15 protein-coding genes are annotated in these 14,456 nt (G+C 63.7%); 7 read left to right on the forward strand and 8 right to left on the reverse strand.

Annotated features, from left to right (window positions below; all coding sequences use genetic code 11):
• Positions 1-731: 731 nt before the first annotated feature.
• The 5 genes from mbp1 (at position 732) to NM2_RS41210 (ending at position 3,132) form a co-directional block, all read left to right on the forward strand.
• Complete coding sequence (gene mbp1 / locus NM2_RS41190) at positions 732-977, forward strand: microaggregate-binding protein 1 (RefSeq protein WP_067681648.1); 246 nt, start codon at positions 732-734, stop codon at positions 975-977.
• 179 nt (positions 978-1,156) lie between these two features.
• On the forward strand, positions 1,157-1,375 hold the full coding sequence (locus tag NM2_RS41195; protein WP_067681598.1) for a hypothetical protein: 219 nt from the start codon (positions 1,157-1,159) through the stop codon (positions 1,373-1,375).
• Positions 1,376-1,383: 8 nt separating this feature from the next.
• Positions 1,384-1,611 carry a hypothetical protein gene (locus tag NM2_RS53550; protein ID WP_157121732.1) on the forward strand — a complete coding sequence of 76 codons (228 nt, stop codon included), beginning with the start codon at positions 1,384-1,386 and terminating at the stop codon, positions 1,609-1,611.
• A 104-nt stretch (positions 1,612-1,715) separates the two neighbouring features.
• Positions 1,716-2,534, forward strand: a complete 819-nt coding sequence (locus NM2_RS41205; protein ID WP_067681603.1) for a SigB/SigF/SigG family RNA polymerase sigma factor — start codon at positions 1,716-1,718, stop codon at positions 2,532-2,534.
• A 373-nt stretch (positions 2,535-2,907) separates the two neighbouring features.
• Positions 2,908-3,132 carry a hypothetical protein gene (locus NM2_RS41210; RefSeq protein WP_157121734.1) on the forward strand — a complete coding sequence of 75 codons (225 nt, stop codon included), beginning with the start codon at positions 2,908-2,910 and terminating at the stop codon, positions 3,130-3,132.
• 956 nt (positions 3,133-4,088) lie between these two features.
• Here the strand turns inward: NM2_RS41210 and NM2_RS41220 are convergent.
• Positions 4,089-4,484 carry a hypothetical protein gene (locus NM2_RS41220; RefSeq protein WP_067681613.1) on the reverse strand — a complete coding sequence of 132 codons (396 nt, stop codon included), beginning with the start codon at positions 4,482-4,484 and terminating at the stop codon, positions 4,089-4,091.
• A 151-nt stretch (positions 4,485-4,635) separates the two neighbouring features.
• On the opposite strand from NM2_RS41220, the gene NM2_RS41225 reads away from it, so the two are divergent.
• Positions 4,636-5,046 carry a MarR family winged helix-turn-helix transcriptional regulator gene (locus tag NM2_RS41225; protein ID WP_245718482.1) on the forward strand — a complete coding sequence of 137 codons (411 nt, stop codon included), beginning with the start codon at positions 4,636-4,638 and terminating at the stop codon, positions 5,044-5,046.
• A 523-nt stretch (positions 5,047-5,569) separates the two neighbouring features.
• On the forward strand, positions 5,570-6,883 hold the full coding sequence (locus tag NM2_RS41230) for a cytochrome P450 (protein ID WP_084532071.1): 1,314 nt from the start codon (positions 5,570-5,572) through the stop codon (positions 6,881-6,883).
• Positions 6,884-6,930: 47 nt separating this feature from the next.
• Here the strand turns inward: NM2_RS41230 and NM2_RS41235 are convergent, their stop codons facing one another.
• From NM2_RS41235 to NM2_RS41270, 7 genes are all read right to left on the reverse strand, one after another.
• Positions 6,931-7,767 carry a hypothetical protein gene (locus NM2_RS41235; RefSeq protein WP_067681622.1) on the reverse strand — a complete coding sequence of 279 codons (837 nt, stop codon included), beginning with the start codon at positions 7,765-7,767 and terminating at the stop codon, positions 6,931-6,933.
• Positions 7,764-8,501, reverse strand: coding sequence for an ABC transporter ATP-binding protein (locus NM2_RS41240; RefSeq protein ID WP_067681625.1), 738 nt, complete (start codon positions 8,499-8,501; stop codon positions 7,764-7,766). The genes NM2_RS41235 and NM2_RS41240 overlap by 4 nt, the downstream gene beginning before the upstream one ends.
• A gap of 15 nt (positions 8,502-8,516) precedes the next feature.
• Complete coding sequence (locus NM2_RS41245; RefSeq protein WP_067681628.1) at positions 8,517-8,999, reverse strand: MTB12 C-terminal domain-containing protein; 483 nt, start codon at positions 8,997-8,999, stop codon at positions 8,517-8,519.
• A gap of 103 nt (positions 9,000-9,102) precedes the next feature.
• Entirely contained in the window at positions 9,103-9,999 is an 897-nt protein-coding gene (locus NM2_RS41250) for an SAM-dependent methyltransferase (protein ID WP_245718483.1), read from the reverse strand.
• A gap of 296 nt (positions 10,000-10,295) precedes the next feature.
• Complete coding sequence (locus tag NM2_RS41255; RefSeq protein ID WP_157121736.1) at positions 10,296-11,363, reverse strand: hypothetical protein; 1,068 nt, start codon at positions 11,361-11,363, stop codon at positions 10,296-10,298.
• A gap of 541 nt (positions 11,364-11,904) precedes the next feature.
• A complete protein-coding gene (locus NM2_RS41260; protein ID WP_067681657.1) occupies positions 11,905-13,536 on the reverse strand; it encodes an AMP-binding protein in 1,632 nt (543 codons plus the stop codon).
• Between the two features lie 537 nt (positions 13,537-14,073).
• Positions 14,074-14,433 (reverse strand): MerR family transcriptional regulator, encoded by a 360-nt coding sequence (locus tag NM2_RS41270; protein WP_157121738.1) that lies wholly within the window; start codon positions 14,431-14,433, stop codon positions 14,074-14,076.
• Positions 14,434-14,456 lie beyond the last annotated feature (23 nt).

The following is a 14,456-nucleotide window of genomic DNA, read 5'->3' on the forward strand; positions in this document are numbered from 1 at the left end:
GGCGCGGCGATCTGGCGGGTCGCGACGACCACGGATCCGAAACTGCTCGGGCTCACCCGCCAGCCCGGGGCGCAAACGCTGATCCGGCGAGGTCGCGGTGGGTTCCTAACGGTCGAGTGTGCCGAATATTATTGTTGGACAACGGAATTGAACAATATCTGTCGATCGTCGATCTGGTCATCGCTTACCATCGGTTCAAGGCGGCGAGACACTGCACCCCGCCATGACCTCTGCCCACCACGCGTTCAAGGGACTCGGGTCCGGCCAACGCACCACCGCATCCTGCTCGACCGCTTCTTGCGCCGGCCGCTTATCGTGACCCCCTGAGACACCTGTCGCGGGCATATCGGTCGTCCCTTCCTTGTAATGACGAACACGCTTCACCGGGACACCCGGTTACCGCGGTTTCAAACATGTTTTTCGAGGCGATAGGTGACTGTGATCCGGTGGGCCATCGAGTCCACGTAAGCAGCGATTGCTGCTGCACGGCACCCCGTCGCCAGCCAGGCGAGAATCAGCGTCATCACGTGTTACGTGGGACTTGGCCGCGTCGACTATTCGACCAGCCTCGCGACAGGTCGCCTGCGCCACGTCATGCCCCACCGGCAGGTCGTTTGTTATGCGGTGATCTTGTCCCGCGCGGACCCCGGGCCCCGTGCTGGCCGTTTCGGTGGTGCTGCGCCGGGTAGGCGGACGAGGTCATTGATTCGGACGTTTTGGAGGTGAATGCATTGTCTGAGCACGAGAAGAGCGGTACTCGCGAGGGTCTCGAGGGTGCTGCCGAAGGGGTGAAGGGAAAGGCGAAGGAGGCCGCCGGATCGGTTCTGGGCAACGACGAGCTTCGCAAGGAGGGCCGAAGCCAGCAGGACCGGGCCGATGCTCAGCGTGAGGCCGCCAAGAAGGAGGCCGAGGCCGAGAAGGAGCGCGCTCGGGCGGAAGCCGATGAAAAGCGACAGCGCGCACATCAACAGAACTGACCCTGAACTGCAGTGTGAGCGGATTGCCCGGCAAACAGAACCGGGCAATCCACATGCTTGCCACCGGTTGAGCTGTGGTGCGCGGGGGGTGCTGATCGCGCAGTTGCCCGAACATGAACGCCGAGTATTGGTCCTGCGGTTTTTCGCGGTGATCTCGACTCGAATAGGAGGCTGATCCGATGCATGAGATGAACGAGACCGGGAAGCCCGAGACGAATCGGGCGGAAGATGAGATGGGCGGGCCGGACATAGACCCGATAACTGCGGAATCGATGCAGCAGGACGCGGACTTCGCCGAGGAGCACACCAAACCCACACACGCTGACGAGCATCCCGAAGGCGAAGAACTCGAGTCCGACGAGTCGACCCCGCAAGGTCTCTCCGGCATGGATTCGTGAGTGACCGAATGTTCGACGCCCGTGGTGAACCTGTGTCGGCTGGAGAAGGGCTCGCTCTGGTCCTCGGAGCGGGCGATGGCTTCGGCGACGTGTTCGCGATCCTCGGGAGGTTTGTGCGCGAGCAGCAGTTCGGTGGTCGGTTCGCTCTCGTCGTCCGAGATCTCTCGCCGGGGGACTGTGGCCACCGAATCTATTTCTTTCGCATGGTGGATCGCGCGGTTCGTTTTCTGTACTGACCGCGCCGCGGGGTTCGGCAATACTCGAGTTCTGCGGCTTTCTGACGTTGCGGCGTTCAACCCCAGCGCCGACGCGCAGTGAATGGGGCCGCCCGGAGCATCCGATGACCTCCTCTCTCACCGCCCGGTCCGCACCTGTGTCGCGGTCCAACCGGGGCAATGACACCTACGACGACATCGAGCCTTGGCTCGAGAAGATGGTGGCGCTGCCCTGTGGGGATCCCGAACGCGTTCGGCTGCGCGAACAAATCATCGATCTGTGCCTGCCCTTGGCCGAGCACATCACCCGCCGCTACTCGCGGCGTGGGGAAACCTATGAGGACTTGTATCAGGTGGCCTCACTCGGGGTGGTGCTCGCGGTAGACCGGTTCGACCCGGGGAGAGGCGTCTCGTTTCTGGCCTTCGCCGTCCCCACGGTCATGGGCGAAGTACGCCGCCACTTCCGCGACCGCACCTGGATGGTGCGCGTTCCACGCCCCACCAAGGAGTTGCAGGCCGCCCTCGGTCCGGCCACCGAGCGACTGGCCCACCGACTGCACCGCATGCCCAATGCCTCGGAACTGGCCGCCGAACTAGACGTCGACCGCGTCGAGGTCACCCAAGCACTGCTGGCTGCCAACGCCTACAACGCCGATACCATCGACGGGTCCCCCGACGACACCGGCCGCGAGCCCGGGGCTGCGCAACTGGCCAGGGAACTCGGCGGCGAGGACAACGGGTATCAACTCACCGAGGATGCCCTCGCGATCGCCCCGCTGCTGCGTGAACTCCCGGCCCGTGAACGCGAGGTACTGCATCTGCGGTTCTTCGAGAACCGGACCCAGACTCAAATCGCCGAACAGATCGGCGTATCCCAGATGCAAGTCTCGCGCATCCTCTCCGCAACCCTCACCGCACTGCGTCACCAAGCACTCCGTGACTGAGCCGACGATCGGCGGTGGGGCGCAGCGTAATCGCGCACTTGTTCGGCACCGTCGAATCGCGACTGCGCTGCGTCCTGTACGCGCTCCGGCAAGCCGGCAGAGTCCAGGGCATTGACGGAAATACGCCGACCACGAATTGAGATCGGCACGCCTGGGGCGCCGCGAGGGACTCACCCACGGCGACCGTATCGCGGGTGAAGTCGTTCGCCCCGCGATACGCCGCGATGCCCGGGATGGGTTGCCCAAGAGCCACATTCACCTTTCGGTGGCGCACAGGGCAGCTGTTTCAATGCGGAAACCGTGGGTAAGCGAGCAACGGGCCGTGCCCCGAGAGGTGGGGCGCGGCGGGAGCTGGAAAGGGAGGCGCGGCTTCGTGGATGGGTTGCAGCGGCGCGTGCTGGTCGCGCTCGAGCACGCGCGCGACGGGATGAATGCCGCGGATGCGCGATTGCTCGAACGCCGCCTGGTGGACCTGCGGGCCGAGCTCGATGCCGCGGACTATGGGCCCGCCCTGCGGTCTCGGCTCAATGGCTCATGGTCTGAAGCTCTCACCGCGGTCCGATGGACGTTGGGGCGATACTCTTTCGGTCTGCACTGAGGTCGTATCGCAGCGGATTCGTGCAGTGCCTGGGCCGCCGGAAGCGGTTTCACGCGTCGATGCATGGCGGGGTGCGCGGATCTCGTTGCGGTGGTCACGGTTTGGTAAGTACCTGGTGGGTAATGCCCGGGTAAGCCACGCAGCGGGCGGGTTTGCAGAGAAAGGTTCCGGGGTGCCAGCCAACACGAACGATCCAGCTATCGAGGAAACGCTGTTGCCACTGTCGGGCATGCAGCTGCAGTGGCGGGCCGCGGACCGGTGTTTCCGGGTCCGGTATCCCGGACAAAACGAGGCGAGAACCGAAGCGACGCACGACGAACTGCTGTGGCGGCAGTGGTCCGGCCGCGGCGAGATGGCTGTCGGGGTTTCCGGATCACTCACCGTCGGTTCCCGGTCGCACTGGTGGGTGGTGTGGGGTGAATACACTGGTGAGCCGATCACCGTGGCTTTGGGCGACGGTCGGTCTCCGCGGGTTCTGGTGCTCGGCGGGTTGTGGGTGTGCGAATGGGAGTCCTCCGAACAGGCCGTAGTGGTCAGCACCCCGCGGTCGCGCGCACGCGTGCGGTTCGCACCACCATCGTTCCTGCTGCCCGGCTCGCGCTCGGCGCGAACGAACGCGCCTCGTCGACGGGCCCACGTGGAGACGCCGATCCCGCTGAGTGGACGGGAAGCCGCGCGGCCGACGACGATGCCACCGAACCCAGGCCAGAATCCGCTGGGCAGCGCCGGTCGGCCTCGAGTTGGCCCAGCTGGTACCGCCCCCCGGGCGTAAGCCTCGCCGTTATGATTACCGGCGGTGTGTACTCGGCTAGGAATGTGCTGACGGCATGGTTCTCGAACGACCGCCCAGCGGGATTGCAGCGCATTCGGCGAAGCGCGGTCCATCGGCTGTGTGTCCGGGGCTGTGCCCCGGTGACAGCCGGACAATCGGTTCGGCGTCGGTGCGTGTCGCGAGTTCAGGCGGACGCGGATACTCGGCGGAGCGCGTCCAGGGTGGTCTCGGGTGAAGTGTTGAAGCAGAATCGAATTCCCGGGGCCGCTTCGACTACGGCGTTGATGATGCGCTCGAACAGCACGGTGTGCCCGGGGAGGGCTCGTACCGCGCCGCCGATCATGACGAAGTCGAATCGCTGATCGGCGAGCAGTGTCCGTATTTCGGTTTCGGCTTCGTCGGGCGATGCGCTGATCAGGCATGGAGTGATATCGAATTCGGTGTCCCGCAAGGCATCGTTCGCGGCGGCGATCCGGGCGGTCAATTGTGTCTCGTCCAGATCGGGCAAGCGGCTGTAGTCCATGGCTTGTGGACGTAATCCGACAGTCAGTGCTCTGGGGCGTACGCCTGGTTCGATCACTGTGTCTCTCCTTGATGGAGCGTGGGATCCGCACGTTCGCGTGGGACCATAGGGACCTGGTTCGGCAATTTGCTTTGTAAGCAAAGATAGTTTGGAGGGAAAGGTTATGTCAACGGAGCCTGGTCCATCCCTCGACGACAGCGTTCGCGCCATGGTGCTGCTCATGCCACGGTTGGTCGGGCGCGCGAAACGCCTGCCGGTTCCAGAGGCCTTGCGATCGTTCGACTTGGCGCCACGTCATCTTTCGTTGCTGACTTATGTGCTGTTCGACGGGCCGCTGACGGTGAACGAGCTGGCCGAGCGACTGCAGGTGGCGCCCACGACCGTGAGTCTCATGGTCGCCGATCTCAATCGTCAAGGCGTCGTCGAGCGGCAGACCGACGACAACGATCGGCGGCGAATCCTTGTTACCATCGCCGACTCCCATCGAACGGCGGTAGCGGCCTGGCTGGGTGGTGCTGACCGCGGCTGGCGCGCCGCGTTGGGCCCATTGACGGCCGAGGAGCGTGCCCTGGTCATAGCGACGCTTCGCGCCTACGAAGCAGCCGTCTCCGAACCCTGACAATCCATATCGCCTCATATCGCCTGCACGATCTGCGCCATACTGCTGGATCTCACCGCACCCTGCGTTCAGCTATTCGTCGTCGGCTTCGTTGCGGTCGGCTGCCTCGTCCACGCGGTCGTCGAACCGCTTGTCGCTGTTGCTGATTCGGGATCTCGGTCGGCCGCCGCGCCGATGCGGTCGGTTCTATCGCCGGTTGGATCTGTTGCGGCTCAACCCTGTTGGGATTCGGTTCTAGCTGGTCGCGATCATGTGGGATGGATCACCGGGATGCGGCCGGCGAGCGCTGAACCGTCCCGGGGTGTTTGGGGGCCTTTTGGCTGGACCAGGCGGGTTCCGGGACCACGAAGAATCGTCAGCAGGTGTCATCATGCCTTGCGGGACAGATGTTTTCGCTTGTCAACCCGCTGTCGCGCAAAGTCCGGGCTAAGGTATCGTGTGGATCGGCAACGGGCATCGGCGATCGTGATCGGATCCTCCAAGTCCTCAGCCTTGGACCTGCTGAAAGAGGGGGCGAGAGACAGTGGACCTTCGTGACGTCCCGTGCGGGCCTGGACGTTTGCCTGTTGTCGGACACGGTTGGAGACTGTGGCGCGATCCAGTCCAGTTCATGGTGGATCTGGCCAGCGTCGGGAAGATAGCGCGTGTCGAGATCGGAAATCTCGTTGTCTATGTCATTACCGATTTCGAACTACTGCACAGGGTGTTGGTGGAGAACTCCGACGCCTACGAGCGAGGGCTCCTGTTCGAACGCATCCGGCTCATATTCGGGGAATCGCTGATCGTCGCGGATGGTCGGCAGCACAACGATATTCGTCGTCTGCTTCAACCAGCGTTCCATCGAACAGAGTTGGAAAGCTACGCGCACATCATGAAGCGTAACGCGGATGTGCTGGCGAGTTCGTGGCGGCCAGGCCAGATCGTCGAGGTCCGTTCCGCAATGTTGGAATTGGTGATCGCCAACCTGCTGGGGTCCATGTTCTCGCACGAACCCGATACCGAGGAGATACAACTCATCTCGGGTCTGATCGAGGACATAGGCGCAGGCGCCATAGTGGGCAGTGTGCTGCCGAAGAGGCTGGCGAGCCTGCCATTGCCGGTGAATCGCAAATTCCTCTCGGCAGGAAGGCAGCTGCGGGACTACTGCCGGGAGCTGCTCGTCGCGCGCCGGGGCAGCGGTGACCGCCGGAACGACCTGATCGACATCCTGCTGGATTCGTCAGATGAGGAAAACCGTAGTGACGAGTTCCTGGTAGAGCAGGCCATGACCATCCTCTTCGGTGGGATCGACGCCTCGACCGCCGCACTGACCTGGGCTCTGTACGAGTTGTCACAGCATCCGGAGGTGGCTTCGAAACTGCGGCAAGAGATTTCCGCCGCAGGAGACCTCAGCCCCCGAAGCCTCGACCAGCTCGACTATCTGAACCGGTTCCTGAACGAGGTCACGCGAACCCATTCGGCACTGCTGCAGACGAGACGTAGCGTCACGACGGTCGAACTCGACGGTTTCGCATTTCCCGCTGGCACCAATATCGGCTACAGTATCGCGGCCATCCACCGCAATCCGGACATTTTCGCCGAGCCGAACGTTTTCGACCCCGATAGGTGGTCGACCTCGAACTCCGGGTCGAAATGCAGGAGCTTCGTTCCGTTCAGCATGGGCAAGCAGATGTGTATCGGTAACAATTTCGCGTGGGTGGAACTGCAAACGACTCTCTGCAGTCTGCTGTCGAAGTGGGAGTTCCGGCCCGCCACGAACAAGAAGTTGCCGCGAGTCATGGGTCCGATCCCTGTGCCGGGAAAACTCCCGCTCGAGGTTCGCCCGGTCTCTGGATAATCGTGCGGCCGAGAACAATCGGCGTCGCCGGGCTCGTGGGGTTCGGCTCAGGTTGTGTCTGATTCGGCGAGCGTTCTGCGACGCCTGGACATCAGGCGCATGAGGATCGGTAGAACGGCCGTGATGATGAAGAGGGTGACGGCGACGAGGATGAAGTAGAGCAGAGATCCCGTGCGGCCGAAACGAGGAACGAAGGCGACTTCCTGGCCGGTTGCGGCGACGGCGTTGAGGAACGGGGCGTAGGCCTGCAGGGTGTATCCATGGGGCAGCAGGTTGATGGCGTTCTCTGCGACGTAGACCCAGAACAGGAGAACGGCGACCGCGGCGGACGGAGTGCGAATCAGTGACCCGACCGCGACACCCACTCCGCATGCGGCGAAGGCGTAGGTCGGGACGGTCCAGAGGAACCGGATACCGGCGGAGTCGGTGACGTTCACAGCTCCATAGATGTGGGGAAATTGGTGTGGCAGTGTGACCATGACGACGATCAGTAGAACAGTTGTCGATACCGCTGCGATGGCGCCGTAGTAGATCCACCGGGCCAACGCGACCGTCCATGACCGGGGAAACAGGAAGGCATTGAGATCGCTTGTCTGACCGTGCCATTGGGTGGCGTGGGCGTAGGCGGCGGTGACCATCATGATCGACACGGAAAAGGTGATGACCCAGTACACGGAGTTGGTGGTGGAGACCGTGGCTACGTAACTCTGTCCGGGGAGGGCGGCGAGTCGTTCTGCGACGGCGGCGATTCCGAAGGTGATGACCAGCGGCAGCACGAAGGTGAGGGGGACCGCGGCGGTCCACAGGAAGCTGCGCCCGGTGGTGCGGGTCCATTCGGCGGCGACGCCGCGGCGGATGAGGGTGGCTGGACCGGGACTGTTCATGGGGCCACGCCGGACGTGAGTTGGGTTGGTGGGCCAGCGATTCGCAGGTAGGCGTCTTCGAGGCTGGTCTCCCCGGGCCCCAGGGTGTTCATGATGTGGGCGAACGGCTGGTCGGTCAGAATGCGCTGGTTCCCGAGGATGACGATGTGGTCGGCGTTGCGTTCGACCTCATCGAGCAGGTGCGTGGCAACCAGGACGCAGGTCCCGGCATCGGCGAGACGGCGCAGGAGTTCGCGTATCCAGCGGATGCCCGCGATGTCGAGGCCGTTGAGAGGTTCGTCGAGCAGCAGGGTTCGAGGCTCGCAGAGCAATGCGGCGGCGATGCCGACACGTTGGAGCATCCCGAGCGAATAGTGCGCCAGTCGGCGATCGGCGACCCGGACCAGGTCGACGATCTCGAGGACGTCGCCGACCCGGCCGGTGGGTAGTCCACGAGCGCGCGCGATCCAGCGTAGGTGCCGACGTGCGGTGTGGCGTGGGTCGAAAGCTCGGTAGTTGAGGTGCATTCCGAGAGTTGCCGGTGTGGCGTGATGGGCCCGGATGAGGGTGTCGTCGACCCGGACGGTGCCGGTGGCAGGCGCGATAATGCCGCAGATACACCGCAGCAGCGTGGTTTTGCCGGTGCCGTTCAGGCCGATCAGGTAGGTGAGCGCACCGTCGGCCACGCTCAGTTCCGGGACTTCGAGGACGGTCACGCCCGAGTAGCTCAGGGTGAGTCCACGGATGTCGATCACGATGCTGGGAGCCGGTCAGAAGTCACAGGACATCGCCAGCCCCACGGCCTTGACGCCCTCGCACACGGAGCTGTTGGACAGCTTCCAGACGCCATCGATACGCTTCCACACCACCCGCGCAACCAGATCCGGTCGTCCCGCTGTCTTGCTGCGCAGCATCGCGGTGTGCACATTGCCGTTCTGGGTTTCGGGACCGGTGACCGCGTTCGACCCGAGCGGAGCTCGGAACAGGCCGAGGTTGTAGAGGGTGCGCGCGACCACGACCGCCTTCATGCCGCCTTCCATATTGGCGGCCTTGGCCTCGTCGGAGGCGGGTGTTTCGATCAGGAACACGACCTGGGCGTGGAGATCGTCCAGGGTGGGGACTTCTCTGGTGATGAGGAACTCGCCGGGAGCGGCGGAGGCGACAGGAGCATTGACAACCGAGGCACCGGTCGTGACCGCGGCGACCGTTGCGATCGTCGACACGACACCAGCGACAATTTTGAGGATCTTCATCTTTTCATTCTCTGATCGACTGGGACAGAACCTGATTCACGCTCGAAATGAAGGCGACCGACAAGCTGGCGTGTTCGAGACTACTCCTGTCCATATCGGATGCTCAGGGTTTGCGTCCGATGGCACCGAGCATGACCATTCGAGTGTCCGGCAAGCCGGGGCGTAGCCACTGCTGTACCGGCACCACACCAGGTTCGAACACTTCGAAGCCGGCAAGGAATGTCTCCGTCTGCGCGGTGGACCGAAAGGCGACTTGGGCTGAAGTATTGTTGGTGCCGGTGAGCACCTGGAGTATCTCTGGGTCGGAATCGCTGGAGCCGTGAGCGATCGCCACGTAACTGCCCGGTGCCAGCCGATCGCGGAAGGCGGCGGTGATCTCGGCGGGGTGTTCGTCGTCCATCACGTAATGCAGCACACTGATGAACATGACGGCTACTGGCTCGTCGAGGTCGATCAGGGCGCGGTCGTTCAGCTGATCGAGGATGTCGTGGGGACGACGAACATCTCCGAGCAGTGCTGCGACACCGGGTGATTTGGCGAGCAGCGCATCGCAATGGGCGACTACGACAGGGTCGTAGTCCACATACACCACCCGCGCCGTCGGCTCGATCTCCCGAGCCACCTCATGCACGTTGGGCGAGTTCGGGATACCCGAGCCGAGATCGATGAACTGACGGATACCTGCCTCAGCGGCCATCTCGACCGCGGTGCGCAGGAAACTTCGGGTGAACCAGGCCAAGGTCTTGAGTTCGGGTGCGCGAGAGAGCATTTGATGGGCCATGCCACGGTCGATCGCGCGGTTGTCCTTTCCGCCCAACAGGTAGTCATACACCCGGGCGGAGTTCAGCTGATCCTCGAACGGGTGCGGCGTTCGGTCGTTTTCCAGCGCAGGGCCCTCCATTCCTTCGACCACGGATGTAACCGTAGCTGATTGCCACAGCAGGCGTGTCCCCTCCACAGATCCGCCGATCCGAACCGTCGACGAACCATACACCGACACAACATGATCCAGCACTCGGCGACTGGTCTGCGAGCACCTGACCCCACTGCCGTCGCCGGTCGGGCCTGGATTTCCGCATGGCACCGTCGAAGAGTTCGTCGCCAGCGGTGTTCGTGCCACTGCCGAGGGTTCAGTCGACGCCGATCTTTCAGAACTGATGGTCGGCGTCGGAGTGCAATTCCCGGTTGTTCTGCGGAGGCCGAGAAATCGGCGGACGTTGCCGGGCGCACGGTCGGCTCCGAGACCGCTCGGACCAACGACGACGGACGGGGTAGTCGCTGTGACCACCGACCATTTCACAGGTCGGTTTCAGCCAAGGCGACTGCGTGTGCTACCGCCGACCGCGCCCGGTCGACGGTCGTATAGCGGCCTAGACCACAGGGTGCCGCGACATCCAACGGGCCGCCGTAGGCCGACTCCGCCGCCGCCAGTGCCTGTCGTGCTTGCGCGAGCGGCTGCGCCGGAAGCGCAAGCCCGGCGATAACACGGGTAGTGGCAGGCATTTCGAGGCGTGCCAGGGGCGCGTAGTACCGCGGCCGAACCGGGGCCTGTCTGCCGTCGCCGATGGGCAGGTGGACGAAATCGAGATGTCTTCCCGCAGGCCAGTATCGCGCTATCGCGTTGGCCAGCGCGACGACCGCAGCCGTCGATCTCGGCGCCACGGCGGGCTTGTCGCCGAGGCTCCCGTAGCACAGATGTACTCCGAAACGGGCCTCGTGGGGCGCCCGTGCCACGAGGCGTGCGATCGCTCGACCCACCGCGGTGGCCAGGCGCTGCCGCAGGAACGCGGGCGTCCGCGCGCACAGGAGCGTCTCCGCGGCCAGTTCGAGTTGGAATACGACGTTGTCCCCCAACGTCTCCTGGATTCGGACGATCTCCCTGACAGTGGCGTCGACAATCGGCCGGTAATAGGGGAAGCCTCGCTCACCGCCGCGCGCCGAACCTCGACGCCACACGAGCATCCGTGCCTCGAAAGCGATGAAACCGATGACGAAGGGCGTCGGTATGCCTACCTGCAAGCGAAGTCCGGGATCGGTTCGGCGCATATCGGCCAACGCCTCGAGGGCGCGCCCGGTCTCGACCGCATAGCCGAGCGCGGAGTCGATGTCGGCTTCGGCCAGCGATCGGCCTGTCCGAAGCCGAAAGGTGTTGCGGGAACGTAGCGTCGACCAATCACCGCGGCGCACGGGCTCCAGCGCCGGGATGTTGTCGAGCCGGTCGATGATGGGTCTGATGTACCACTGTGCGCGATAGGGATCCGCTTCACCGCCGGGAACCACGCCGTCCAGGAATTCACCGGCTGTGTCGACGGCGAACGCCATTGCCTTGTCTGGACTGTCCAACTGTGCGGGCAAGCTGCCCACGAAGTGAATTCTACGCTTGGGCTGCACAGCGTCAGTGTCGCATATGGCTGTCCCGAGCGGACCGTCCAAGGGGCATCCAGGTATTCGATGACGTTGTGCGGCACGGCAAATTCGAATCGCCCGGCCTGGTCAGCAGGGCCCGATAACCTTCGTCTGCGTCGTGGCCGCCAACCCCTGGAACCCCGGTGAACCCCGGAAACGATTCACCCAAAAGTCGGGAAACCTGTTCGGCCCCAACACAAACCACTGACCATGCCCCACACCCAGCCCCCGCGCTCACACACCCCAGATCGCCTACCCGCCGATCTCGGCCAGACCCGACACCGGATCCCAACTCCGTTCGAGATCGAACCGGTAGACACTCCGGCAGCCAGCACTCACGTACGACTTCCCTCCGATAGGTCGACCGACCTAACCACACCAGAAGCCTTGTGCAACAACAGAAAAGCAGTTATAGAAGATCGGCCGCTTCGCGATCCATTACACCGAGCTGGTCGATCTCACATGCCAGTAGTCCGGAACAGCGAGAGTAGCGCGGAGATCAAGCTGAGGCCCTCCCGGTCAACCCGAGGGCGCGGGCAGACCGCTCCCTCATCACGATCTTCCGGATCTTGCCGGTGACTGTCATCGGGAACTCGTCGACGACCATCACGTAGCGGGGGATCTTGTAGTGCGCCAGCTTGCCGGTCGCGAACGAGCGCACCGCCTCGGCGTCCAACGGATGCGCACCGGTGCGCATCTTGATCCAGGCGCAGAGCTCCTCACCGTACTTCTTGTCGGGTACGCCGATCACCTGAACGTCCTCGATGTCAGGGTGGGTGTGCAGGAACTCCTCGATCTCCCGCGGATAGATGTTCTCTCCTCCGCGGATCACCATGTCCTTGATCCGGCCCACGATGTTGCAGTAGCCGTCTTCACGCATCACGGCGAGGTCGCCGGTATGCATCCAGCCGTCGGCATCGATCGCCTCCGCGGTCTTGTGTGGCTCGTCCCAGTAGCCGAGCATCACCGAGTAACCCCGGGTGCAGAACTCTCCGGCTTGTCCGCGCTCAGCGATCTGGCCGGTCAGAGTATCGATGATCTTGATCTCCAGGTGGGGGTGCACCCGCCCGATGGTGGCTGTGCGCCGGTCCAGGTCGTCATCGGCCCGGGTTTGCGTCGAGACCGGCGAAGTCTCGGTCATCCCGTACGCGATCGACACCTCGCTCATGTGCATATCGCTGATGCAGCGCTTCATCACCTCGATCGGACACGGCGCCCCCGCCATGATTCCCGTGCGCAAAGACGTCAGATCGTACGAGGCGAAGTCCGGGTGGTTCTGCATCGCGATGAACATCGTCGGCACGCCGTAGACGCCCGTGCAACGCTCGTTCTGGATGGTCTCCAGGGTGATCGCCGGGTCGAAACCCGGTGACGGGATCACCATGGTCGTGCCGTGGCTGGTGCAGCCGAGGTTGCCCATCACCATGCCGAAGCAATGGTAGAACGACACCGGAATACAGAGCCGGTCTTCCTCGGTGAAATTGATCAGCTCGGTGGTGAAGTACCCGTTGTTGAGAATGTTGCGATGGCTCAACGTCGCGCCCTTGGGATTCCCGGTGGTGCCCGAGGTGTACTGAATGTTGATGGGGTCCAACGGGTCCAAGGCCGACATCTTCTCTGCGACGGTGTCTCGCGGGAGGGAATCGCCGTGCGCGAGCAGGTCGGTCCAGTCATCGGTATCGAGGTAGACGACCCGCTTCAGGGTCGGGCAATTCTCACGGGTCTGCTCGATCATGCCGCGATAGTCGGAGGTCTTGAAGCTGGTGGCCGCTACGAGCAGGGACAATCCGCTGTGGTTGACCGCGAAGCTGAACTCGTTAGCGCGGTATGCAGGGTTCACGTTCACCAGAATCGCGCCGATCTTGGCGGTGGCGTACTGGGTGAGAGTCCACTCCGCACAGTTCGGCGACCAGATTCCGACCCGGTCGCCCTTGGTGATGCCGGCGGCCACCAGTCCGCGTGCGGTCCGGTTGACGTCAGCGTCGAACTCGGCCCAGGTCCATCGCCGGCCACTCGCGACCTCTACCAGAGCCTCACGATCGGGATGTGCGGACACGGTGCGTTCCAGGTTCGCGCCGATTGTCTCGTGAAGAAGACCGGGATACTCCTCGCCGCGTACGTATGACTCCATGTTCACTGTCTCCAGTTCCGGGCCGGGTCGTCCTGCACCCCGACTTTCGTTGCCTCGGTACGTCATCGGCTCGATACGCACGCCGATGGCCCTGGAACGCTATCAGCGTGGGCCCTACTGTCCGATGCGTTCCGATTACTGGCCGGTGAAAAAGACGAACACGAACTTCGAGCCTCGCCTCCATCTGCTCGACCTGTGGAATGTGCCGGGATCCGGGCAGGACATGCGCGGTGCCGCCGGGGATCCGGGCGACGTACTCATTCACGTAGGACGGCGGGACGATCCGATCATCCTCGCTCCAGACCACCAGGACTGCGGCGGTCTTCGACGCGCCCTCCGCCAAGGCGCATGTGGCCGATAACGCACGCCTCGCCCCGCTGGGCAGCAGGCACGAAATACGTTGCGGTGCAACTTCGAACGCAGGTTGAGGCACGAACGTGGGCAGGCTGTCCAGAGCGTCGACCAGGAGCCTGTTGAGGCTGTACGAGCGGCCAGCTCTGGTGATGTGGGGCGATGGTCGAGTGGGGGCGTCGGTCGTTACGAATCGCGGTGCTCGCGTAGCTGATCGCGTTCGGCGGTGAGTGCGGCGTTGGTGTCGCGTAGCGCGGTGTTCGCATCTTCGAGTTCGAGGATGCGGGCGATCGCGACGAGATTGATTCCCTGCCCGGTGAGGGCGGCGATGCGCGCCAGTCGTGCGAGGTCGTCGTCGCTGTAGCGGCGGGTGCCCCCTGCGCTGCGGGCCGGTGTGACCAGGCCGTGCTCTTCGTACAGGCGCAGCGAATGCGCCCCCATTCCGGCCAGTTCGGCGGCCACCGAGATCCCGTACACCGCTTGGGCTGGTCCGGGCCGATGGCCGGAGCCGAGTCCGGGCGGGTGGTTGTGTCGATCGGGCGGCATCATGTTCCTCTCTTGCTGTTTCC

The organism is Nocardia miyunensis NBRC 108239 (assembly GCF_001613065.1).
In the GTDB taxonomy this organism is placed as follows: domain Bacteria; phylum Actinomycetota; class Actinomycetes; order Mycobacteriales; family Mycobacteriaceae; genus Nocardia; species Nocardia miyunensis.

Bases quoted from the DNA above. Each gene is read 5' to 3' on its own strand.
- NM2_RS53550 (WP_157121732.1), top strand. From the start codon at position 1,384: ATGTTCGACGCCCGTGGTGAACCTGTGTCGGCTGGAGAAGGGCTCGCT.
- NM2_RS41195 (WP_067681598.1), top strand. From the start codon at position 1,157: ATGCATGAGATGAACGAGACCGGGAAGCCCGAGACGAATCGGGCGGAA.
- NM2_RS41235 (WP_067681622.1), bottom strand. From the start codon at position 7,767: ATGAACAGTCCCGGTCCAGCCACCCTCATCCGCCGCGGCGTCGCCGCC.
- NM2_RS41270 (WP_157121738.1), bottom strand. From the start codon at position 14,433: ATGCCGCCCGATCGACACAACCACCCGCCCGGACTCGGCTCCGGCCAT.
- NM2_RS41245 (WP_067681628.1), bottom strand. From the start codon at position 8,999: ATGAAGATCCTCAAAATTGTCGCTGGTGTCGTGTCGACGATCGCAACG.
- NM2_RS41260 (WP_067681657.1), bottom strand. From the start codon at position 13,536: ATGGAGTCATACGTACGCGGCGAGGAGTATCCCGGTCTTCTTCACGAG.
- NM2_RS41225 (WP_245718482.1), top strand. From the start codon at position 4,636: ATGGTGCTGCTCATGCCACGGTTGGTCGGGCGCGCGAAACGCCTGCCG.
- NM2_RS41205 (WP_067681603.1), top strand. From the start codon at position 1,716: ATGACCTCCTCTCTCACCGCCCGGTCCGCACCTGTGTCGCGGTCCAAC.